The following is a 22,421-nucleotide window of genomic DNA, read 5'->3' on the forward strand; positions in this document are numbered from 1 at the left end:
TATCCTTTATATATTCTCCTCTTTCCATTAAAATCCTACTTTGTCTTTAATTTCTTGTAGAAAAGGTGTGCTAATCGCTCTTGCTTTTTCTGCTCCCTCTTTCAAAATTCTGTCGATTGTTGCAGGTGAAGCCATAAGTTCCTTGTATTTTTCGCGAGGCCTTTCAATGAACCGATTAATCACCTGAAACAATTCTTGCTTCACTTCTCCCCAGCCAATTCCCTTTGCATAGCGTTCTTTCATTTCTTCGATTTCAGCATCCGTTGCGAATTCCTTATACAGCATAAATAAAATAGAGTTCTCCGTATCCTTTGGGCTTTCCGGTGGCAAGGAATCGGTTTTGATTTTGTTAATGAGCTTCTGTAATTTAGCCGGCTCTTCAAACAGTGGAATTGTGTTGCCGTAGCTTTTGCTCATTTTACGTCCATCTAATCCTGGTAAAACAGCTGTCTCTTCTTGGATATTGTATTCTGGTAAAACAAAGGTCTTTCCATATAGATGATTAAAGGATTCCGCAAGATCACGAGCAATTTCGATATGCTGAATTTGGTCTTTCCCGACAGGCACAACATCTGTTTTAAACATCAAGATATCCGCAGCCATGAGGATTGGGTAGTTGAATAAGCCCATATTCACACCATAATCGCTCTCTCTTCCTACTGAACGATTTTCATCCACAATTGCTTTATAAGCATGAGCACGATTCATTAACCCTTTTGAAGACAAACAGCTCAAGATCCAATTTAATTCGAAAATTTCTGGGATATCGGATTGTCGGTAAAAGATTACCTTATTCGGATCAAGTCCGAGGGCTAACCATGTTGCGGCAACACCGTATGATAAATGTCTAAACTCCTCAGCGTCAGTCATCTTGGTGAGTCCATGATAATCCGCAACAAAATACACAGGCGAGTAATCGTCAATTTTGGCAAGTTCCAAAGCAGGCTTAATTGCGCCAATATAATTTCCTAAATGAATTTCTCCTGTTGGTTTGATTCCAGTTAAAATAGTTTTCACTTTTTCCACCTCCGAAAAATAAAAAAAGGGCTACTCATCCAAAAAAATAAGGACGAGTAACCCGTGGTGCCACCTTCATTCGTTCACATACGTAAACGCACTTTCTGTACAGAAACGATATAACGTTTCGATACATAGTCTTTTTTAACGGTAAGACAATCCGCTATGCCTACTACAAGGTTCAGCGTAGTCGCTCAGAAGCCCATTCACCATTTATCCCGCGCTGATTCGCACCACCCATCAGCTCTCTTAAGCGTTCCAAATGCCTACTCTTCTTCGTCTTTGCGTTTGAAATATTATTGCTATTCTAAATTATGGAAATTGATTGGTCAAGAAAAAATCTAATCGATCTTCTCGTCGACATTGTTTTCTGCTTTCTTGTTCAGAAATATTTTTGTCGAGGGAAATATCATTTATATGAACCACATTCTCTGGAGTATCTGTCAATGAAAATCGAAGTCTATAGTAAGAACCATCATGATGTCCAGAATAATTGAGTGCACTCGCATGCACAATATGTCTGGATGCACTTCCCCCGATTCTAACGATTTTATCGATTTTCGGGCACATAATATAGTCGCTATATTTTTCATCAAGATAGTTGAAATATCTGTAATATAACGTTTCTTCTAATAATTCGTCCTCTGGTGCACCCTTGCTTTCGTATTTCCACCCTACCAACAGCCAATCAAACAAGTCTACTGATTTTAATCTTGTTTTGGTGTTATTTACAGTATAGAGAACTTCCCCATCAGTCATTGTGCAAACCTGTTTTCCGTTATCAGAATAGCAATTGTATGCCGGATCCAATCTAGCAACGGTACCTGTAGTCAAATTAATTTCAAGTGTAGCTAGAGGTTTTTGTTCTGTAAAAGTATTTGTATCAGGGTGCTTTTCGGCGCTATTTATCCGTTTTAAAACCTTCTCAATGACAACTTCTTCATATCCATCATACCTGCTAAAGGCTCTTTTTCCACCGAATGAACGTTGGACTTCAATCGTATTCACGTCTTCAAAAGTTAATGGTTCAAAATTTGCATGCACGATATTTGGTGAAAGAAGGAAGAAAATAAGAAGTACAATTTTTTTCAAGAAGAATCACTGCCTCTGCATGTATTTTGCAGATATTTTCTCCTGAAAAATGTGTTCAATTCATCTTCTGAAAAGACAGTTAAATCCTCTAAGAATTCTCATATGACTTAGCATCACTCTCGCATGACGACCCTCTGGAGTGTAAGGATTTTGTAATTGCTCAAGTCGGTACATAAATTCATTGTCACACATACAACGATCGCGAGTGTAAAGATAACACAAATCATGTCTTTGACAAGCAGCGTCTACCGCATTAATGGGAGCACCAGGGCCACTACAGCCTGGACCACACCAGTTATATCCTGGAAACAAACAAAACCTTGGCATACCCTCACCTCCTTGCATTCATCTTTTTTATCAAGATATGTCTGCAAGAAAGGGTCGATATAGTCATTTATCTCGGGAAATGATAATTTCTAACATTATTATGCTATTAAGTATTTATTCATCCGCTTTTTCATAGTAAAATATTATCTAAAAATAGAAAGAGGTAAATAAATGAATTCATCAAAGACTAAAGAGTTGGTCATTACAGCTCTTTTCATTGCATTAACTTTTGTCGCAACAATGTTTATCAACATCCGCCTTCCGTTGATGGGGAACGGTGGTCTAGTACATCTAGGAAACTTACCACTCTTTTTGGCAGCCTTTATGTTTGGTAAAAGAACGGGTATGATTGCAGGGGCTTTCGGAATGGCTCTATTCGATTTGATTTCAGGCTGGACACTATGGGCACCATTTACGTTTGTAATCGTAGGGGCAATGGGGTATGTTGCGGGTCTGATCGCTGAAAAAGTTCCAGGGAAAAAAGTATTGGTTTATAGCCTAGCAATTATTGCTGCGGTAGTGATTAAAATTGTAGGTTACTATTTTACAGAAGTCATTCTTTACGGCAACTGGGTACTTCCGTTAGGTTCAATCCCAGGAAACATCATGCAGGTTGTTCTTGCTGGTATTGTTGTAGTACCACTTGTAGCTAGACTAAAGAACAAAGTTGTACAAATTAACTAGAAAAATGGGACGGTGTTTTGCTTCTTTTGTAGCTTTATAAAAAGGAGTAGATAACCGTCCTTATTATTAGCAATTACTAAAGATTTTTTCTTAGATTTTCAATTTCATCCTGTCTCAGTTTGGTGATTTTTAAAATTAAATCGAGAGATAAACCTACTTTTAACATCTCAACAGCCATTTCAATTGCTTTTTCCCTTTTTATTTCTTCTTTCCTGATTTCCTCCAATTCATCCCAAGAATATAGTGGAGTATTTTTGTCTAAATACTTCATGGTCTTGGCCTCCTTATTCAAAATAATTTCTTCTCTTATCTTCCTAGTCAAATCTTTAGGCAATTTTAGCATATAATCGATAAAGTAGAGTAATGCACCGATGTAGAAGCGTTTATCCTCAGCGTATGCAAAGTTGTCCGATAGTATTAATTTAAGTAAATTAATTGATTTAAGCAAATTTCTTTTATAACCAAATTTCGACGTTTCATCGTGAAGGATAAATCTTTTGGCATTTACTTATGACAATAGCCTAGTTACCTTCTAGATCCCTCAATTGCACCGTGCTAGTTTCATTTCTACTGAAAAATCTTCCTTCCCAAGCAAACTCTCCTTCAACTATAATGAGAGAAAATACGGATGAAACGGAGACAACCAGTGATACTCGTAATCGATAATTATGATTCTTTTACATACAATTTAGTTCAATACATCCAACAAATTGGCGAAGAGATTGCCATCGTTCGCAATGACCAAGTAACAGTAGAAGATATTGAACGTTTGCAGCCTGATGCCATTCTCCTCTCCCCTGGTCCTGGAAATCCGAGGACAGCGGGTATTTGCTTAGATGTCGTAAAGAGATTCCATCAAGAAACACCCATTTTGGGTGTTTGCTTAGGCCATCAAATCATTGCCGAGGCATTTGGTGGAATTGTTAAAAAAGCGATGCAACCTATGCATGGGAAGGTCTCTAATATAGAGCATGATCAAAACGGAGTTTTCGCAAACATTCCAAGTCCATTACAGGTGACACGCTACCATTCGTTAGTAGTTGATAAAAGTAGTCTCCCTTTTTGTCTTGAGATTACTGCACAAAGTAACGATGGCGAAATTATGGGGATTCGTCATAATAAATTCCAAGTTGAAGGTGTCCAATTCCATCCGGAGGCTATCTTGACGGATTATGGCTTAAGAATGGTCCAAAATTTTTTCAAAAAGGATAACGTTCATGAAAACAAATCAGCCACTTTTAGCATTTGATTTTGCTAATAAACCACTTACTTTTACAGAACCACGAAAAATTATTGTTGCTCATACAATTGAAGAAGTATTGCCTTGCTTCGAACAGATTCAGGTGGCAATTGAAAATGGCTATTATGTAGCTGGTTATCTTTCCTATGAAAGTGCTCCTGCCTTTGATTCAGCCTATAAGGTCAACGCGAAATCACAGCTACCTCTTCTTTGGTTTGGTGTATTTTCTGATCCACAGCAGCAGTCAGTGAATAGCAAAGGTTCCTATTCACTTAGCGATTGGACTCCTTCGATATCAATGGATGAATATGAGGCTTCTATCCAGTCTATTAAAAACGCAATTGAAAATGGGGACACCTATCAAACAAACTATACGATTCGTCTGCACTCCGAGTTCCAAGGGGATGACCTTGCCTTCTACAGTAATCTTAAAAAGGCCCAATCGTCCAAGTATTGTGCGTATCTCAATACTGGTGAACATAGTATTCTATCTGCGTCACCCGAACTATTTTTCCACCTAAAGGATGATCAACTAACTACTCGCCCTATGAAAGGAACGATTAAGCGAGGAAATTCTTTTTCAGAGGATCAAGAAAACGCTCGTTGGCTCTATCATTCAGAGAAAAACCGAGCAGAGAATGTGATGATTGTTGACCTACTTCGAAATGACTTAGGGATGATTGCGGTACCAGGTACTGTTCAAGTTCCGGAGCTGTTCAATATTGAGCAGTACCCTACTGTCCATCAGATGACATCGACGATTACGGCAAAAATTGCGCCAACCAAAAAAGTCGTTGATGTTTTTCGTGCTTTGTTTCCGTGTGGGTCGATAACAGGTGCGCCAAAAATCAGCACGATGGAGATTATTGCTGATTTAGAGTCTGAGCCTCGTGATGTATATTGTGGGGCGATTGGCTATATAACCCCGGAGCAGGAAGCGATCTTTAATGTGCCGATTCGCACGGTTGTTATTGATCAAAAATCGGGCGCTGCTACGTATGGTGTTGGCGGTGGCATTACATGGGATTCAACGACTGCAGGTGAATATGAAGAGATTCTTGCCAAAGCAAGCTTACTAAAAATGGAGAGTCCTGCGTTCGAATTATTAGAGACTTTGCTCTTGGAAGATGGGAAGTATTTTTTACTCAAAGAACATCTCACTCGACTGCAAAATTCGGCCAAGTATTTTAATTTTCCTTTATCTGTCGAAGAACTGACAGAAAAGTTGTCATCCGTTGCTGAAAATCATCCTCATGGGAAGTTCAGAGTTCGAGTGCTATTGGGAGAAAAAATCGTAATTGAGGCTCACCCAATCGCAAATTCAGGAGTCACTCGAAAAGTGGTATTGGCAGATCAACCAATCGATAAGACAAATCGATTTTTATATCACAAAACGACCCATCGAGAGGTCTACGCGCATTTTCAAAAAAAATTCCCTGATGTGTTTGATGTACTGCTTTGGAATGCAGATAGTGAGTTAACGGAGTTTACAAATGGAAACGTAGTCTTAGAGCTTGATGGTAAATTATACACTCCTCCTATCAGTAGTGGACTTCTAGGAGGAACCTATCGTCAATGGCTCCTCACAGAGGGAGAAATACAAGAAAAAGTTCTAACACTCGAGGATTTAAGAAATAGTACCAAAATCTGGTTTATTAATAGTGTTCGTAAGTGGTTAGAGGTTGAGATGGTCTAACCTACGAAAACTTTTTTCATAAACTTTCCATTCTCTTGATCTAGATCACACTCCTTGGAAAATCGTTTCCTTACAATAAAGGTGGCTAAACAAATCACATTCGTTTAGTACGAATCCAATATAAAGGAGTTAATTACTATGAAAAAACTAGGAGTTCTTTTACTTGCAGGTTCCTTAACACTAGGGTTGGCAGCTTGCGGAGGCGAAGAAAAAGAGACAAAGACTTCAGAACCAGCTGCAAGTGAATCTACATCTACATCAGGTGCTGAGGAATTCACCATTACTGCAACAAACTGGGAATTTACTTCAGATAAAGAGTTAACGGTTAAGAAAGGCACGAACGTAAAAATCAATTTAGTGAACGAAGAAGGCTTGCATACGATTAGTAATGAGGATTTAGGCATTGACCTAAAAGCAGATAGCCCTTCTGAATTTACTGCAGATACAGCTGGTGAATATGAATTAATTTGTTCAACTGTTTGTGGGGCTACAGAAGATCATGAAGCTATGAAGCTTACATTAAAAGTAGTAGAGTAAGATAAAGAGCCTTCTCCAGACATCGTTTTGGAGAAGGCTTCGTCGTATTATTCTATTAGTTGGAAAATATTTCTCACTTTCTTAACGACATAGCTACTTCCACCTCTGTCTTTGACGTCTTCCACCATCATGGCAACTAAGAGATTCGGTTGTTCCAAATCAAACCCAACAAACCAACCATTTTCCGTCCCGTTTTGATCCTCTTTACTTGCTTTAATCTCTGCCGTTCCGGATTTGCCAGCCATCGTTTTACCAGAAATCATGGTTCCGTGCCCAGAACCACCTGGATCTTCGACAACCTGACGGAGATTTTCCTTAAGCAAATTGACGATTTCATGGTCTAATAACCCTTCCTTCCAAACCTTTGGCTCCTCGTCTTTTAGCAAATACGGGTAAAGCATGTCGCCTTCATTTAAGACCGCGGAATAAATGGTTGCCAAATGAATTGGACTCATCAATACTTCTCCTTGGCCGTAGGCTGAGTCTGCTAATTGAACTTCTGTTTTAATTCCGTCGTTGGCGAGCTGAGAAGGTTTAACTGGGAATGGCAGATTTAATTCGTCATCGAAACCAAATTCACTTGCCTCTTTCACAAATTTATCTACTCCCATTTCAACCGCTTCCTGAGCAAAATAGATATTATCAGAATAAACAAAGGCATTTCGTAGGTTTACAGATGCTTTGTCTTTTACTCGTGTCACATAATATCCTCCCCAAGATTCATCCTTCGACCAACGTAGTCCATGGATTTCTTTTACTTCATTTGGGACTGTGACGCCGGTCTTCAATCCAATCGCTGCAGTGATCGTCTTGAACACAGAACCAGGGGCATTTCGATTAACGAAACGATTGAAGAATGGTTTTTTCGGATCGGAATTCCACTCCTCCCACTGTTCGTCTGATAATCCTCTTACAAAAGCATTTGGATCAAATGATGGAGTACTAACTAAAGCTAGTAGTGCACCAGACGTTGGATCAAGTGCCACTGATGTGCCCGCATCACCATCTAGTTGTTGAAATATGTCATTCTGTAGATTGGCATCGATGGTAAGTTCAACATTCTTCCCTTGCACAACATCTCTCTTTGCGAGTGTTTCTTTTAAACTACCATCTTCCTTTTTGATAAAAATATGGACTCCATCTTGACCTCGCAAATCTTCTTCGTAAATACTCTCCAAACCTGAATTTCCTACCACATCTCCTGAAGAATAGCCCTTCCCTTTTAATTCCTCTAATTGTTCTGCCGTCACTTCTCGAACATATCCAATTAAATGGGCAGCCGAAGCCCCGAAAGGATAAGTCCGAACCGTTTCTTCCTGGATCATCACCCCTGGAATTTCTAAATAAGGCTGTATATCAGTATCCCCATAGGGCAAGGTTGCAAGTGGTACAAATAATTCTGGTTTAACCCAGGTGGCATTAAGCTTATTGTTGATTTCCTCTTCCTTCATTTTCAAAAGGATAGCTAATTTCCCAATGGATTGTTCCTCTAATTTACCAGGAACCACCCCAACCACATTAGCTGGTGCATTAATAGCAAGACCACTCCCGTTTCGATCACGTATTTCTCCTCTCGATGCCTTAAGCGTCTGTACACCAACAGTATCCCCTTCCTCTAATTGTGGAAAAATAAGAGAAGGCTCCCATTTCACAAACCATTCTTGGTTCGTTTCACTTTCCTCTTTTACAAGGGTAGCAATATGAGTGAACTCAATCGGTCCCGCACTCGTATCCATTTGGACCGAATATGGAAATGAGAGCGTATCTACTTTTGGCTTTTTCTCTGTTTTCTTAAAAAGGCCGTTAACTCTTACATTATCGGCATCGATTCCTTGATAGATCTTTTCATATCGTGCAACAAAATCTTCCTTTGAAATCTCCCCTTTTGCTTCTTGAGAGAGGGCTTGATACATTTCTTCAAAGTTCATTTTCTGCCAGTTTTCAAGATAGGCATTGAAGGACTCTTCAGGGGTTAATTTTTTCGAACAACCAGCAAGAACAATCAGTAAAGCAATGATTAGATATAGCGAAAAGCGTTTCATCCTATTCAACTCCCACACTAGTAATCTACTTATTAAAAAAGGTTCTAAAGATTCTTTGACTAATCATTTGGGCTGTACTATGCGGTGCAGCGTAACCATCGATATAGGCATGGGGAACAATTACCGCAAGGGCAATTTGTGGGTCATCAAAAGGTGCATAGCCTGCAAAGGATTGATTCCAAGTTTTGATCCCATTTTTGAAAGACTCAGCAGTCCCAGTTTTTCCAGCGGCATTATACGGTTCATTGCTAAATAACCGTCTTGCGGTTCCTTGAGAACCATGTGTGACTTGCCAAAAACCTTGTTGAACTCGCTCGATATATGACTCCTTCATATCTACGCGATTCAACACAACAGGGTCGACACGTTCCACAACATTGCCTAATGTATCGCCATTTGGATTAGGTTCCCTTACTTCTTGTACAAGCTGTGGCTTCATCCTGTACCCATCATTGGCAATGGTCGACATATATTGAGCGATTTGCATAGGAGTATATGTATCTAGCTGTCCGATCGCAATCTGAAAATAAGTACTTGGATTCGTTCCCTTCACTCCAATCGCCTCATTTTCAAATCCAATTCCAGTAGGTACCCCTAAGCCAAATTGATTGAAGTAATAACGGATGGTCTCAATTTTTTCAGGATCATATTTTAAAGGACCATTTCGTACATATTTGCCATTCATAATCTCAATCGCTGTTAACCACATGTATACGTTTGAGGAACCTTCTATAGCTGTTAGATCATTAATTCGATTCATTACATGGGATGAAGAAAAGGTTCCTGAACCTTTAATATGTAGGACTTCATCCATTTCCGTTTCCCCTATTGTTCTTACTCCTGTTTGATAGCCAGTTAACAAAGTCGCGCCCTTTACAACAGAGCCTTGTTCAAATGCGTATGTGAAGGTTCCGGGTGTATAATCATAGAAATCCTTTGTTTTTCTGTCATATACCTTTCCAGACATGGCAAGGATATTCCCTGTTTTTGGCTCCATTGCTACTACGAAGGCTGTGTCGAGTGTTTCCGTATGTGGCTTTCGAATCGCAGTCAAGAGCTCTTCTTCCATAATTTTTTCGACTTCACCTTGAAGTTCCATATCGATTGTAAGAACAAGATCTTTCCCAGGTTCTCCTTTCGATATAACCTCTCTTTCTACGACATTCCCATTTTGATTGGTTGCGATTCTTATTTGGCTTTTATGACCTCGTAAAAGATCATCGTATTGCTTTTCGATATAGCTTTTTCCAACGCGATCATTTAAGTTATTCCCTCTTGCCTGGTAATACTGTGCCATTTCTGCAGGGAGACCTTCATCCGTTGTTGTAACATCCCCAATCATATTCCAAAAAGTATCCCCGTAATTACTACCCCGTTTCCAATCAGTGGTAACATCGACACCTGGTAAGTTCGCCAAGTTCTCACTAACCCTCGCAAACTCTTCATCCGTTACATTTTCGTTTTTAATAATAGTAGGAGTTAAAGCTACTGCCACTGATAATTTGCGAAAAATGGCTGCTACATTTCGATCGAGCTCTTCTAAGTTTTTCTCGGTAATACGCTCCAATTTCATTTGGTATAATTCTTTCTCATCCAGCTTCTTCTTTTCTTGTTCTGTGACAAGGTTTTCTCCGTTTTGATGTTGTAAGAGCCAGATGTCTTTCAAATCACGTGCAGTCACCTTTTTTATATCTTTTTCTGTCATTGTAATCATTTGTGCAAGCTTCTTGGCCAAATCGAATAATTCGATTGGTTTTGGATGCTTTGGTGGTGTAAAAGTGATCGCTTTTTCAGGAATGTTATATACGATTAGATGGTGATTGCGATCATAAATTTTGCCGCGAGGGACTGGATTATTGATAATGGTTGTTTCTTCTCTTTCAGCTTCATTTCGATATGCTTCCCCATTGACTATCTGCACGAATCCCAAGCGCACAATCAAAGTAACGAAAAGAACAAATACGATGAAAAAAATAAGATTCATTCTTCTAGCTAGAAGTTTTTTATCACGATTCAATTCAGAGTCATCGTTCTCCGTCTTTTGTTTAAGGAACATCGCCTTTCCTCATTTCTTAATAAGATTACATTTGTAGTCTGACTACGTTTGTAGTACAATACTACATGCGTAATCCAGTTATGTCAATTTTTTTTGATTTGTTCAGATCGATTGTGAAATTCGTATGAGAATGCTAGAATTCTCTTACATTCAAGAAGATACATAGAGGAAAGAGAGGTTGATTGAACGTATGCTCGTAAATCATTTAATCATTGGTGTGATCGTGTCATCACTATCTGTGATGGTTATTTTGTTTATGAAAAAACTGTTTCAGAAACATCTAGCAGCTAAATGGCACTATAATATATGGTATTTCTTGCTTATCGCCCTATCTCTTCCTTTTTTTCCAACACATATTTTTAAATTTGATCAACTGTTTTGGGATCATTCTCAAGGTAGCTCGTCAGGTTCCTCTTTCACACAAAGTGGAAATCAAATGACAAATAGCTACAATTGGGTACAAGACTTCTCTGTATCGGTTCATCGAACGGATCTTTCATTTATTAGTCAAGTACTTGTGGCCATTTGGATTGGAGGAATGCTTATTGCTTCCTTGATGACGATTCATGCATGGTTGTCCATTCGTAAAATCAGAAGAAGTTCTATCGATTTAAAAGATGAAAAATATCTGCTCCTATTTAAGGAATGTCAAAGACGACTAGGAATTTCAAAACAGATCAAGGTAACGACATCTCCCCTTGTTTCGTCTCCCATGACATTTGGACTTTGGCAGACTTACATTGTCTTGCCGACACGATGTGAGCAATGGTTAACCATGAAGGAAATGGAGTATATATTTTTGCATGAGCTTAATCATTACAAGAGCAGAGATATTTTGATCAATTATGTAATGGTTATCTACCAAATCATTTATTGGTTCAACCCTCTTATCTGGGTTGCCTTTAGAGAAATGCGTTTAGACAGGGAAATCGCTTGTGACACAGCCGTGTTGAAATCATTGGATACAGACTCCTATTCCGAATATGGCAATACGATCATCAATTTTATTGATCGCTCAATACGTAAACGAACTTTCTCGTTAGCTACCCAATTGAACGGTTCAAAGGAACAAATCAAGAAACGGATTGAACGAATAGCCGATTTTGCTCCAGAAACGAAGGAATTAAAATGGCGAAGCGTTCTTATCTTTGCGTTGGTTGGATTATTTGTGTCCCTCCAATTGCCATTTGTTTCAGCTTTTGCAGCAGAGAATCAATATTATGATTTTACGAGCAAGGAAACAGAGTATGCGGATTTAGAAAAATACTTTGATGGTTTTGAAGGAAGCTTTGTCTTGTATGATGAAAAGAATGACCACTACCTTATCCATAATCGAGAAAAAAGTATATTGAGAGTGTCGCCAGATTCGACTTACAAAATATACAGTGGATTATTTGCTCTGGAATCGAATGTGATTACAAAAGACTCTTCTACTCTTTCTTGGGATGGAACACTAAATCCCTATGAATCTTGGAATACAGATCATGATTTAGGATCGGCTTTAAAGAACTCAGTAAATTGGTATTTTCAGGCATTGGATCGAAAAACGGGACTCAATACGATTGAAGCGAACTTAAATCAGATCAACTATGGAAATGTCGACGTTTCTGGTGGTCCTGATTCATTCTGGCTTGAATCTTCATTGAAAATATCGCCGGTAGAACAAGTGGAAGTGTTGCGTAGTTTTTACCGAAATCAATTCGGATTCAAGGAAGAAAATATCAAAACGGTAAAAGAAGCACTTCAATTGGAAGAAAGAAATGGAGCCGTCCTTTCAGGAAAAACAGGCACAGGAAACGTCAACGGAAAGAATATCAATGGTTGGTTTATCGGGTATGTAGAGACAAAGGACAACACGTATTTTTTTGCGACCAATATTCATAATGAGAATGATGCTGCTGGAAGTAAAGCTGCAGAAATTACCTTATCGATCTTAAAAGATAAAGAGATATATAAAGGAGGCGAATAAATGGTGATCAATATCCCAAGTATTTCAGAATCAGAATGGGAAGTCATGAATATCCTATGGAATCACTCTCCCCTAACAGCGAATGAAGTGATTGCATCCTTGCAGGAGAGTACCGATTGGAAACCAAAAACAATTCGCACTCTTTTGGATCGACTTGTTTATAAAAATGTGGTTGGAGTCAATAAGGATCAGAAAGTGTACACGTTTTATCCCCTTTACTCTCAGGATGAGTGTCAACGTGCTGAAACTGAATCCTTTGTGAAACGGATATATGGTGGAGCTTTGAAATCGATGCTCGTGCAATTTATCCAGGAAGAAACGCTATCTGATGAGGATATTAAAGAATTACGTAGCATTTTGGATAAAAAACCAGATGAAAAATAACAAAAAAGGACCTCGGGTCCTTTTTTGTTTGCTATGTCATTCGTTCCATTTTTTCATGACTTTCCTGGAAGGAGAATAAGTATAATTCGGTCCCTTTCCTCAATTTTTAGTCATTATAGCGGTGGGTTCTCAACTCCAAGGTGAACCCAATCTTCTTTTGGCGGGCCATAAACTCCAAAAGGTTTGATACCAGCTTGACGAATAAGAACGGTCATTTGCCCGCGATGATGAACAATATGCTTAATGAGCCCCATAATAATGGATGCATTCGTTTCTTGTCGACCAAAAGCATTTTGCACAACTTTTAGAGATTGGTCCGTCCATTGTTGTTCAATTGCTAGAGCTGCCTTTTCGCATACCTCTTTCAAGGTATTAGTAATCTCTTTTGCCGTCACAGGAACCTGTTCCCCATTCTCAACAAGGTCAAGCTTCAGGCCAAACTCCGCTAGATACTCAGGAATGCTCGTTGTAATATGCCAAGCAATTCTCCCTAACGTCCGCCCTTCGGGATAGACCTCTTGCTTTAAAGACGCATCAGTTAATCCTTCAAATACTTTTTCCGTTAACATAGCTTCGCGGTTCCATTCCTTCAAAAAATCTGCAATCGATGTATACATAAGTTCCCTCCATTGTTATCGTTTAAATACATTATAAAACATTTGTTCGTATTTTACAAAGAGAATAGAACACAGCGACAACCTACGCGTAGTATCCCCTATTTAGTCTGTGATGGATAAGAACTTTATAATCGGCAAGATTATATGGTTTGGAGCGACGAAATCCTGCAATAATGCCTTAAACGACCCTAATTACGGAAATTTTTGGTTTGTTTATTGACAATGAGAAAACGATGTGATATTTTGTAGAGGTAATAAGTAATACAGAATATCGGTTACACAAATTAGCTGAATCACAATAGAGTGATTCAAAAATTTTATCATACTATTCTGTAACACAGATTACTCTCATCACATACAACTAAGAAGAAGGATGTAAAAGGTCGTAATTTGATGCCGATTCTTGACAGCGCTCTTGAATTGCTTGAAATTACATCTGCAGACGGTCAGAGCATTGAAGATGTACTAGGAGATGACATCCCAGGCTTCTGTGCAGCACTTGTTGGTGACGAAGGTGCAAAGTCTTTTGAGATAAATGGCGTGACCAACTTAACAAAAACGTAGCAAGAAAGTTAGGAGGATTGAAATGAGTTTCAAAAAGATCATGGAAGGCAAAAAGGAATGGAAAGCCCATGTTGCACGTGTTAAAGCACTTCCGAAGGATTACCAAATTGTCTATAAAGAGATTCAAAAATATCTCTTCAAAGTCGGTCCTGTTGAGTTAAACGAAGGGAACGGACTGCTCTCGGAAATTCTCAACTTCTTTGAAGAAGGCGTAGCTGCAGGAAAAGGCGTCCTTCAAGTCACAGGAACAGATGTTGCTGCTTTCTGTGATGAGTTGATTGCAGATTCAAAAACTTACGCTGATCTCTATCAAGAATCGGTCAAGCAAAAAGTCGATAAGGCTATGAAAAAGTAGTACTTGACGAAGAAATTCAATGATTTTCAATAACAGCTATTAGTCAATTATGTGTGTGAAAAGCTTCAAAAAAATGGCCCGCTCTCCTAGTGTCATACCACCAGAGTCGGGCCATTCTTCATTAGATTTTAAACTGATTAATAATCGTTTGTAACATTTCTGCGTTATCGGCTAACATTTGTGCAGATGCTGTGATTTCTTCCATGGACGCAAGCTGCTCTTCAGTAGCTGATGTCACCGTCTGTGAACCATCTGCAGTGCCTACGGCGATCTCTTTCACCCCACGAATGGAATGCTCAACCTCTTTCATACCAGTCGATAATTGCTTAACTAAATCGACGACTTCATCAATTTGTGTAACCACATTTTCAATTGAGCCCTCGATGTTGCTAAAAATTGTACCAGCTTCTTTTACAACACCTAAGCCCTCTTGAACTTCTGATGTAGCAGTTGTCACATTTTCCATTGTTCGTTCTGTATCCGCTTGAATGATATTAATAAGTTGAGAAATCTGTGTCGCAGATTGTGCAGATTGCTCGGCTAATTTTCTAACCTCATCCGCAACCACGGCAAATCCTTTTCCATGCTCACCTGCGCGTGCGGCCTCGATTGCTGCATTTAGCGCTAATAAATTCGTTTGTTCGGCAATCCCAGTGATGACTCCTGTAATATTAACAATTTCGTATAAACGAACTTTTAATCCATTAAAAGCTTCCGCTAGAGAAGTAACCGATTGATTGATGGATTCCATTTTACCACTAACTTTTTCAACGGACTGGTTTCCTTGGATCGACAGCTGTGCTGTCTTTTCTGCATTTGATAATACTTTTTCTGTATTACTAGAAATACTTATTGTTGAATCGGCTATTGCTTCGATGACTTCTGAGCTCGCATTTAAACTTTCCACCTGATGATTCGCACCTTCAGAAAGTTGCTGGATTGTTTGCGAGATATGTTCACTTGCTTTTGCGCTTTCTTCAGAGCTAGCACCTAATTGTTCCGAAGATGTCGCTAATTGATGCGAAGTTTCTCGTACGGTCATGATGATTGCTCGAACAGCAGTAATCATATTATTGAATGAAGAGGTCAATTGACCTATTTCATCTTTCGCCTGATACTTGCCTTCAGCTGTAAAATCACCCTGTTCCGCTTGTGCCATGACAGTTTGCAGCTGTTTAATCGGATTGACAATCAGTCTTGAAATCCAGTAACCGACCGTAATGGATAAAATAATCGAGACGGAAATTACGATAATCAAATATGTAGTTGTTTGATTTGCATCCTTTTTGCCAGATTCATAGATTGCTTCTGCATTCTCCGCATTTAACTCTTCAATCTCTTCTAAGTATTGATTAAATTCATCTCTCATTGGCTCGACTTTATCATCAAAAATCGATTGAACTTCTTCATCCTTGTTTGCCATAGCGAGATCGGTTAATTCTGAACTAATAGCCTCAAGTTCATCCATTGATTTGATCATCAAATCATATTTTTCTTCTATATTGGCTTGTAAATGAAGCTTTTCAATTTGTTGTGTTAAATCTTTATTTTCTTTAAAAACGGATTGCATTTCATCGATTTCTTCTTGTTTTGTTTCCATATCGGGAGCAACCACTATTTCTAAAATAATAGAACCTAGCACGATCCCATTACTCTTCAATGATGAGAACAGCTGATTCGGTATTAATTGCTCTTCATAGATTTCTTCTTGACCGCTAGAAAGCTTATTGATAGCCGCAATTCCACTGTACCCAACCATACCAAGTGCCAATGTGGAAATAAATAAGATAATGATCAACTTTCTAAAAATCCCAAAGTCTTTAATGCGTTTTACTTGAATTTTTGATTTTCTTTTCATTTGCCCATCTCCTGATATACCCTATGATAGTAAAATATGTATAAATAATAAGACTCATTTATTATAAATGAATCTTTGAAAATATTATAGGTATATTTTAGCGTTTTATGTGAATTTGTGGAGTTGCATATGGGAGGCAAGTCGGATAGCGATAGGATTATTTTCACCCCATCAAAAAACACCTCCCGAAGTGAAGGAGGTGTACATATTATCATCTTTACCTTTCTTACTCTGCCGGAACCCACACCAATTTAATATTGTATTTGGTGTTCCCCTTCGTAAAAATACGGTTGAATTTTCCGTCGATAATTAATTTCTTCAATGAACTTTTGGTTTCGCTGGTCCATTCATTGATTGCCCCTTGTCCAGCATATGGCACAATGGATGATTGCTTCGAATTAATTTTTTGCAGGTCATCTCCATCAAAGTGATGACGATAATGATAGTTATAAGCCTCTGACTTATCCTTAAGACGAAGTGGTGCCCGGTCAATCAACTTATTTTTTCGGTAAAAAGAAATGATATTTGCCTTCCCTGACTTAATAGCATCAATTTCAATGACAATTTCCTTCTTCAGCATGATAGTACTCCTTTTTGGATATGTATTTTTTGGTTGGTAATACTTAGTATCCCCTAAATGCCTCGTTAGGAAACATGTCTATCTTCAGAGCCTAGAATCATTTCATTCTTGAAGAAAATAAAATAGCCTGTAGCGCTGTTGATCCATCAAAGTGCCTACAAGCTAAATGGGTTCTTATAAATTCATTATACACTTATTTTGCCATCTTTGCCGAATTTTCTTTTGTGAACAGCTTGTCTCCAAAATGATGAATGATAAAACGTTTAGAATTCATGAATTAGAGTAGTTTCTTTATATCCTTCTTATCATCCAACACCATTTGCTCCAGTTCGTTCCTCATTTTCTGTGTTTCGATTAAGAAGTTCTCATGCTTAAGCTTTTCTAATTCAATCTGATCTTTAATCATCTTGTGCTTTAGTTTTGTTTGACCTTGAAAATGGTTCGTTACAATCGCGATAATTGGGATTGAGAATACCATGATAACAGCAATGGTTCCAGTCATCCTATTGAGCCCTCCTGACCAAATATAGTTCTAATACTATTGTACACAATAAGTTTTCAGAATTATACATCTATGTAAAAATAGTCATCTTAAATAGGAGGATACCCAAAGCTTTCGGGTACCCCATCCTTTTTTATAGAAACCTAAGCGTCGCAGTAATCTGATTGATATGCCCCACATCCGCCCATAGAATAAAAAATCTGTAGGTGTTGTTGTTGATGACAACTGGAGTTGGGTATTGGACGATCACGGCAGCTTGATTTTGCATTTGCGGCGGTTGGTCAGCTGATGGAAGTATCATACAAGCTGGTTGGCCCTGAATTTGCGAGGAAACGATTTGCGGATTGCTGCCATATGGTCGAAGTTGATGATAAGCATCACTTTGACAAACATCCCCTAGTGGACCATCATAAGCTATTGCTCCAACTTGAAAGAATCCATCTGCTCCTTCATATCGCTCTCTTCCGTCAGTTGCCTTTTGCCAATGGGCAGGATATTGCAATTGGACTTGATATCTCGTACTAGTATAAGTAGTAGTCTCCGTAGGTAACGTTGTATGTGACCAAACTAATGCTGTAATATTTCCATCAGTCACAAGTTGGATGGGGACTGGATGATCTAGGTTAAGCATCCAAATTTCATTTGCCCCACCTTCTTCATTACAGTCAGATAAATAGGCAATTCTCCTACTATCAGGAGACCAAGTAACAGGGGTTACGAAGCAATCCGAAATTGCCCATGTACGGTCATTCTCTCCTTGTCTCCCACTTGTTCGAATCTGTGAAAAATACCCCTGTTCGGCATTGGAAGTTGCACTATATGCAATCGAAGTTGAATTTGGCGACCAGGTTGGATTGTAATTCTTCGATAATGGGCCTCCAGGTACTTGGAACACCCTACCTGTTGCTAGCTCAACTGCATAGATAATCGAAATACTAGCACCTGGACCAGCGTAGAGAACATATCGACCATCTGGCGAGAGTCTTACAAAGTTCATTGCACCTTCTGTATTTTGGGTGACTTGTTGGAGACCGGTTCCATCTGTTCGAATTCTGTAGATTTGACTGGTTCCAGTAGCATCTGGGGCTGTAAATAGTAACTCCTGTCCGCTTGGAAGCCATTGAACATCTCTTGCATTTGGGTGATTGATTCTCTGTACTTGATGGTTGACAACATCATAAATGACAATTTCATTTCTGTTTGAATAGACAAGTCGTCGGTTATCCGGAGCCCAGTTGAGATGTTGTCCTTCAGGTTCCGAATATTGGTCGATGGCTACAAAGGTGTTATTTGTCATATTGACTACATATAGGATCCCATTTTTCCCGATAAAAGCAATTCTGTTGCTGTCAGGCGACCAATATGGAACTGAATACGATTCGCCTAGCCCGAATGTGACTTGTCGATTCGTGTCATTGCTCGGGTTATAGAGCCATAAATCATAGGAACCGGAACGATTTGAAATATAGGCAAGCAACCCATCTTCCCCAGGTGGCGCATATGGGATCACCAATCGCTGACCAGGAATAATTGTCGTGGATGTTAAATTGTTCGCTTGCATAATCAATTGATAATTCACATTTCCACCAGTGATGACATTATAACGTCGAGCTATTTGAAACAAAGTATCGCCTGGCTGAACAAAATAATACGGAACGCCGCGTGGAATGGTTAATAATTGGTCTGGAAAAATGGTGTAAGGAGGTTGAATTTGATTAGAAGTGGCAATTTCGGATATCGGAACTCCATAAAACTGAGCAATTCTCCAAAGAGTATCTCCTGCTTGAACACGATAACGATCCACCCCAGGTGGGAGCGACAGTTGTTGCCCAACAAAAATGGCATTCGGATTCACAATATTATTCGCCGTAACCAAAGAGTCCAACGGAATCCCCCATCGCTGGGCAATTTGAAAAAGCGTATCCCCAGCGCGGACGGTGTAGAACATTTGCATAGTGGAGCCTCCTTTCATTTGGTCTTATTAAAAAAAGTAGAACCACTTTGAATTTAAATATCCCTCTGCACTAGGCTATTCAACTATAGAGAGTAAGGTTTCATTCTGTTTAAAAAGAAAGAGCCTATTTTTTGGAATAGGCTTAGGGTCAGTATTAGTTCACTTTTTTATAGTGATACATCGTAATTATGTAAGTTATTAAAACTTAAATTGTATAAGAAAATGGAAATAATTCTATAGAGAATACGTTTGTCATTATTTCGTATTTTCTTATGTATGGCGTAAATATATTCATTTGTAAATAACTATTTACACTAAATTTGAAATTCACGTTTTAAAACTTCAATAAGTTTTTCTGCTGTTTCTTTGTCCATTTGTAAAGACTGGCTAATTTTACCCTGGAATTTTCTATCTTCCGAACCGTAGGTATCAATTTGAAAATATCTATTCCCTGTTATATCCGTAAAACTTGTATAAGTAGAAGCTACTATTTTATGGACTGAATTTCTTTCCTTTTGTGTTTTGTCAAACTTATTAGTGTTAATTAGAGCCATAATATTATCCCTTCCTATTTAATCTGAAGATCCCTTGAAATCCAATTTTAAAAGCTTTAGTTTCCAAACTCCAATTACTAATTCGGAAGCAAATGTTTATAAGATCGTACTCTTAGAATAATTTCTCACTCTTGTTCACTCTTATAATAAAATATAAAAGTAATACTAATAAGAATATTAATATTATTTAGTAATAAGAGTTTCACCGATTTGTGTAAAACATTACAAGTAAAGAATTCTTGCTGATCTTTTTGATATCTATGTTTTAATTAATGACAAAAAAATTTTCTTTGAATAATTCCTTTTAATCATCAAGCGTTTCAGCTAATTTATCCATATTGAATTTTTAACTATCTAATATTTGCCATCCCTCTTTAACCGCTTTTTGATATAAAGTATATAAAACTTTTGATTGTTTCTCTGATGGAAAGGGAATTCTCCCTTCTGCATACTTTCTTAAGATGTCTCTTTGCGTAATGGATAAAGAACTATTGTTATTCAAATAATAACCTTGTAAATGTGCCCAGTGTTCAAAATTAGTCTTAATGACAAAAGTCTGTATTTCAATTCCATTATCTAATTCTTTTTCTTTTTTTCCAGACTTTTGTTCATATTTTGCTTCCTCAGTAGTAATTACCATTTCCTTAATTGGTGATAAATCGAACTCTATACCACGAACGTCATTCCAACAAGACTCCTTCTTACACCATTGCGCAATATTTGCTGAACCTGCTGGAGGAGTAGTGATTCTATCGTAGACTTTCCTAGTGATGACTTTCATTAACTCACTCAATTTAATTGGTAAGTCTTGTTTTTCCCATATTTTTTCAAAATCCAAAAATACTTTCTTTTTATAAATGGCATATGATAGCAATGCTATAGAATACGTAACTGTTTGTGCTCTAAAAGCATTTTCATACCATGGGGCTTTCGACACTATTTTTTCAGTTGTTCTGAAAAGAATTACCCGTGAAATAGCATCTCTAAAATATCTTTCTGTGATCGCCAAATGGTTTCGTTCTAATTTGTCTGTTACCGAGTTTGCAAATTCCTCGAAACTATACTGTGCACCTTTAGAGACGATGTGTGGTTTTCGTTCCCACGAATTTTCGCTCTTGGCCAAGAACGTCTTATCAATCAGCTGGTCTTTTGGATTTTCTATTTGAAATTGTCTTTTTTTAGAAGCTGTTAAATAGGCCTGTTCATTTAAATATTCTCCCCGGACTCTTTCATAGAACCAATGTGTACGTTTCTGAGAACCTCCTCGTGTAGATACCCAGATCCGATTCGAATATTCCTTCATTTCTTTATGGAATGGACTATTCGAGAAGAAATCAGACTTATTTACTTTATTTTGAGTGTTCGCATACTGAGATACATTTGATACAAAATCACCTTTATTCTCAATATTATTAACGACCGATAATTTCATTTGTACAGAAATCTTTGAAATATCAAGTCTCGAATTCTTTTTAGCTGCATAAATCGCAGAAGTAGTTTGTCCGCCATTTACTATTTGAAAATCTGTTATTTTGGTGATTTTTCCATCTTTAGTTTCAACATTTGTTGCCGTTGCCGTAATTCCGTTATTATAAGCAAAAAACATATCCGGTTTAAATTGTATAGTATTTCTTATACCTTTGTTTACTCCACCCCTAAATTGTAGAAAAGTTCGAACATTCTCTTCCAGTAATTTTTGGCCATATTCATCGTATATTTTAAATAATTGTTCACCATCCATAATACCCAAATAAGATTGGTATTCATCTGATTGTGTATGTACCTTCAAATATGGAATATTTAGGTCAATCTCATATGAACCTGAGCCGTTTTCAGACATGAAAATACTGTACAAATAATTAATATCTATAATTTGGTGTTCGCATGGGATTCCTTCGATCGTTTCATTTGGTATACGTGAAATGGTACTAGTTAACTTACCGTCAGTTAAGATAATCAAACGGTATTTATCTATTAGATTATTATTTGCATTTCGATATAAATTAAAGGCCAGTGAATAGGCATCAGATGTTTCTTCTAGATCCTGATATAAAGCATCCATACTTAATGAAGCAAATTTTTTTAATCTGTTAAACTTAGTCGTAAGTTGTTGTTTTGTTAAAGTTTGAATTGTATCATCCTGAAAAAATTGAAAATTGATCAGTGTAAAAATTTTTCTATCTTCATCATAATCATATCCATAAACTTCACAGGCAGTTTTAATAAATTCGGCCATTTCGTAATTATTAGTCAAGTCCCCTACTTGCATAAGATCCTCGCATACTAATTCAAAAAATGACTGGGCTTTCATTAACCCGCGACTTTCGGAATCAGAAAGGATAGATTGTAAGAAGTCTTGATGGAACTCTTCAACAGTTATGATAACTTTCATC

General features: G+C 37.9%; 20 protein-coding genes, 1 pseudogene and 1 other annotated feature. Of the genes and pseudogenes, 8 read left to right on the top strand and 13 right to left on the bottom strand.

Annotated elements, in window-relative coordinates:
* Positions 1–27: 27 nt before the first annotated feature.
* The 3 genes from FAR12_RS06775 to FAR12_RS06785 form a co-directional block, all read right to left on the bottom strand.
* Complete coding sequence (locus tag FAR12_RS06775) at positions 28–1,017, bottom strand: tryptophan--tRNA ligase (RefSeq protein ID WP_126407645.1); 990 nt, start codon at positions 1,015–1,017, stop codon at positions 28–30.
* Between the two features lie 45 nt (positions 1,018–1,062).
* Positions 1,063–1,309, bottom strand: a binding site (T-box leader).
* Between the two features lie 20 nt (positions 1,310–1,329).
* Positions 1,330–2,109 carry a hypothetical protein gene (locus FAR12_RS06780; RefSeq protein WP_126407647.1) on the bottom strand — a complete coding sequence of 260 codons (780 nt, stop codon included), beginning with the start codon at positions 2,107–2,109 and terminating at the stop codon, positions 1,330–1,332.
* 60 nt (positions 2,110–2,169) lie between these two features.
* Positions 2,170–2,436, bottom strand: coding sequence for a phospholipase (locus FAR12_RS06785; RefSeq protein ID WP_246010314.1), 267 nt, complete (start codon positions 2,434–2,436; stop codon positions 2,170–2,172).
* A gap of 171 nt (positions 2,437–2,607) precedes the next feature.
* Between FAR12_RS06785 and FAR12_RS06790 the strand changes: the two genes are divergently transcribed.
* Complete coding sequence (locus FAR12_RS06790) at positions 2,608–3,120, top strand: ECF transporter S component (protein WP_126407651.1); 513 nt, start codon at positions 2,608–2,610, stop codon at positions 3,118–3,120.
* A gap of 76 nt (positions 3,121–3,196) precedes the next feature.
* On the opposite strand, the gene FAR12_RS23350 is transcribed toward FAR12_RS06790, so the two are convergent.
* Positions 3,197–3,568 carry a hypothetical protein gene (locus tag FAR12_RS23350; RefSeq protein WP_170972124.1) on the bottom strand — a complete coding sequence of 124 codons (372 nt, stop codon included), beginning with the start codon at positions 3,566–3,568 and terminating at the stop codon, positions 3,197–3,199.
* A 198-nt stretch (positions 3,569–3,766) separates the two neighbouring features.
* Here FAR12_RS23350 and FAR12_RS06800 point away from each other — a divergent pair, with 198 nt between their 5' ends.
* The 3 genes from FAR12_RS06800 (at position 3,767) to FAR12_RS06810 (ending at position 6,593) form a co-directional block, all read left to right on the top strand.
* A complete protein-coding gene (locus FAR12_RS06800) occupies positions 3,767–4,369 on the top strand; it encodes an anthranilate synthase component II (protein ID WP_126408021.1) in 603 nt (200 codons plus the stop codon).
* Positions 4,338–6,056: an aminodeoxychorismate synthase component I gene (gene pabB, locus FAR12_RS06805; RefSeq protein WP_126407655.1), complete on the top strand. Its 1,719-nt coding sequence runs from the start codon at positions 4,338–4,340 to the stop codon at positions 6,054–6,056. Before FAR12_RS06800 ends, pabB begins: the two co-directional genes overlap by 32 nt.
* Positions 6,057–6,194: 138 nt before the next feature.
* The gene (locus FAR12_RS06810) at positions 6,195–6,593 is read left to right on the top strand and encodes a cupredoxin domain-containing protein (RefSeq protein WP_126407656.1); all 399 of its coding nucleotides are present in this window, start codon (positions 6,195–6,197) and stop codon (positions 6,591–6,593) included.
* Positions 6,594–6,640: 47 nt separating this feature from the next.
* On the opposite strand, the gene FAR12_RS06815 is transcribed toward FAR12_RS06810, so the two are convergent.
* Together FAR12_RS06815 and FAR12_RS06820 are read right to left on the bottom strand one after the other, a co-directional pair.
* Positions 6,641–8,635, bottom strand: coding sequence for a penicillin-binding transpeptidase domain-containing protein (locus FAR12_RS06815; RefSeq protein WP_126407658.1), 1,995 nt, complete (start codon positions 8,633–8,635; stop codon positions 6,641–6,643).
* 25 nt (positions 8,636–8,660) lie between these two features.
* Complete coding sequence (locus FAR12_RS06820; protein WP_126407660.1) at positions 8,661–10,691, bottom strand: peptidoglycan D,D-transpeptidase FtsI family protein; 2,031 nt, start codon at positions 10,689–10,691, stop codon at positions 8,661–8,663.
* A 178-nt stretch (positions 10,692–10,869) separates the two neighbouring features.
* Here FAR12_RS06820 and FAR12_RS06825 point away from each other — a divergent pair, with 178 nt between their 5' ends.
* On the top strand, positions 10,870–12,660 hold the full coding sequence (locus FAR12_RS06825; RefSeq protein WP_342772291.1) for a BlaR1 family beta-lactam sensor/signal transducer: 1,791 nt from the start codon (positions 10,870–10,872) through the stop codon (positions 12,658–12,660).
* Positions 12,661–13,044: a penicillinase repressor BlaI gene (blaI, locus tag FAR12_RS06830; protein ID WP_126407662.1), complete on the top strand. Its 384-nt coding sequence runs from the start codon at positions 12,661–12,663 to the stop codon at positions 13,042–13,044.
* A 113-nt stretch (positions 13,045–13,157) separates the two neighbouring features.
* Here the strand turns inward: blaI and FAR12_RS06835 are convergent, their stop codons facing one another.
* The gene (locus FAR12_RS06835; RefSeq protein WP_126407664.1) at positions 13,158–13,661 is read right to left on the bottom strand and encodes a DinB family protein; all 504 of its coding nucleotides are present in this window, start codon (positions 13,659–13,661) and stop codon (positions 13,158–13,160) included.
* A gap of 372 nt (positions 13,662–14,033) precedes the next feature.
* On the opposite strand from FAR12_RS06835, the pseudogene FAR12_RS06840 reads away from it, so the two are divergent.
* Together FAR12_RS06840 and FAR12_RS06845 are read left to right on the top strand one after the other, a co-directional pair.
* A pseudogene (locus FAR12_RS06840) lies at positions 14,034–14,251 on the top strand (DUF1048 domain-containing protein); the annotation flags it as partial.
* Positions 14,248–14,580: a DUF1048 domain-containing protein gene (locus FAR12_RS06845; protein WP_126407666.1), complete on the top strand. Its 333-nt coding sequence runs from the start codon at positions 14,248–14,250 to the stop codon at positions 14,578–14,580. The pseudogene FAR12_RS06840 and the gene FAR12_RS06845, both read left to right, overlap by 4 nt.
* 121 nt (positions 14,581–14,701) lie before the next feature.
* On the opposite strand, the gene FAR12_RS06850 is transcribed toward FAR12_RS06845, so the two are convergent.
* From FAR12_RS06850 to FAR12_RS06875, 6 genes are all read right to left on the bottom strand, one after another.
* Positions 14,702–16,438 (bottom strand): methyl-accepting chemotaxis protein, encoded by a 1,737-nt coding sequence (locus tag FAR12_RS06850; protein WP_126407668.1) that lies wholly within the window; start codon positions 16,436–16,438, stop codon positions 14,702–14,704.
* Positions 16,439–16,664: 226 nt separating this feature from the next.
* Positions 16,665–17,018, bottom strand: coding sequence for a hypothetical protein (locus FAR12_RS06855; protein WP_126407670.1), 354 nt, complete (start codon positions 17,016–17,018; stop codon positions 16,665–16,667).
* A 277-nt stretch (positions 17,019–17,295) separates the two neighbouring features.
* Positions 17,296–17,520, bottom strand: coding sequence for a hypothetical protein (locus FAR12_RS06860; protein WP_126407672.1), 225 nt, complete (start codon positions 17,518–17,520; stop codon positions 17,296–17,298).
* 133 nt (positions 17,521–17,653) lie between these two features.
* Positions 17,654–19,474, bottom strand: coding sequence for a LysM peptidoglycan-binding domain-containing protein (locus FAR12_RS06865; RefSeq protein WP_126407674.1), 1,821 nt, complete (start codon positions 19,472–19,474; stop codon positions 17,654–17,656).
* A gap of 314 nt (positions 19,475–19,788) precedes the next feature.
* A complete protein-coding gene (locus tag FAR12_RS06870; protein WP_126407676.1) occupies positions 19,789–20,028 on the bottom strand; it encodes a methionyl-tRNA formyltransferase in 240 nt (79 codons plus the stop codon).
* Between the two features lie 346 nt (positions 20,029–20,374).
* A complete protein-coding gene (locus FAR12_RS06875) occupies positions 20,375–22,420 on the bottom strand; it encodes an AIPR family protein (protein WP_246010315.1) in 2,046 nt (681 codons plus the stop codon).
* Between the last annotated feature and the right edge of the window lies 1 nt (position 22,421).

Source organism: Bacillus yapensis (assembly GCF_005280205.1).
In the GTDB taxonomy this organism is placed as follows: domain Bacteria; phylum Bacillota; class Bacilli; order Bacillales; family Cytobacillaceae; genus Robertmurraya; species Robertmurraya yapensis.

Excerpts from the sequence above, each read along its gene's own strand:
- FAR12_RS06785 (WP_246010314.1), bottom strand. The coding sequence starts at position 2,436 with ATGCCAAGGTTTTGTTTGTTTCCAGGATATAACTGGTGTGGTCCAGGC.
- FAR12_RS06790 (WP_126407651.1), top strand. The coding sequence starts at position 2,608 with ATGAATTCATCAAAGACTAAAGAGTTGGTCATTACAGCTCTTTTCATT.
- pabB (WP_126407655.1), top strand. The coding sequence starts at position 4,338 with ATGAAAACAAATCAGCCACTTTTAGCATTTGATTTTGCTAATAAACCA.
- FAR12_RS06810 (WP_126407656.1), top strand. The coding sequence starts at position 6,195 with ATGAAAAAACTAGGAGTTCTTTTACTTGCAGGTTCCTTAACACTAGGG.
- FAR12_RS06815 (WP_126407658.1), bottom strand. The coding sequence starts at position 8,635 with ATGAAACGCTTTTCGCTATATCTAATCATTGCTTTACTGATTGTTCTT.
- FAR12_RS06820 (WP_126407660.1), bottom strand. The coding sequence starts at position 10,691 with ATGTTCCTTAAACAAAAGACGGAGAACGATGACTCTGAATTGAATCGT.
- blaI (WP_126407662.1), top strand. The coding sequence starts at position 12,661 with ATGGTGATCAATATCCCAAGTATTTCAGAATCAGAATGGGAAGTCATG.
- FAR12_RS06835 (WP_126407664.1), bottom strand. The coding sequence starts at position 13,661 with ATGTATACATCGATTGCAGATTTTTTGAAGGAATGGAACCGCGAAGCT.
- FAR12_RS06845 (WP_126407666.1), top strand. The coding sequence starts at position 14,248 with ATGAGTTTCAAAAAGATCATGGAAGGCAAAAAGGAATGGAAAGCCCAT.
- FAR12_RS06850 (WP_126407668.1), bottom strand. The coding sequence starts at position 16,438 with ATGAAAAGAAAATCAAAAATTCAAGTAAAACGCATTAAAGACTTTGGG.
- FAR12_RS06855 (WP_126407670.1), bottom strand. The coding sequence starts at position 17,018 with ATGCTGAAGAAGGAAATTGTCATTGAAATTGATGCTATTAAGTCAGGG.
- FAR12_RS06860 (WP_126407672.1), bottom strand. The coding sequence starts at position 17,520 with ATGACTGGAACCATTGCTGTTATCATGGTATTCTCAATCCCAATTATC.
- FAR12_RS06865 (WP_126407674.1), bottom strand. The coding sequence starts at position 19,474 with ATGCAAATGTTCTACACCGTCCGCGCTGGGGATACGCTTTTTCAAATT.
- FAR12_RS06870 (WP_126407676.1), bottom strand. The coding sequence starts at position 20,028 with ATGGCTCTAATTAACACTAATAAGTTTGACAAAACACAAAAGGAAAGA.
- FAR12_RS06875 (WP_246010315.1), bottom strand. The coding sequence starts at position 22,420 with ATGAAAGTTATCATAACTGTTGAAGAGTTCCATCAAGACTTCTTACAA.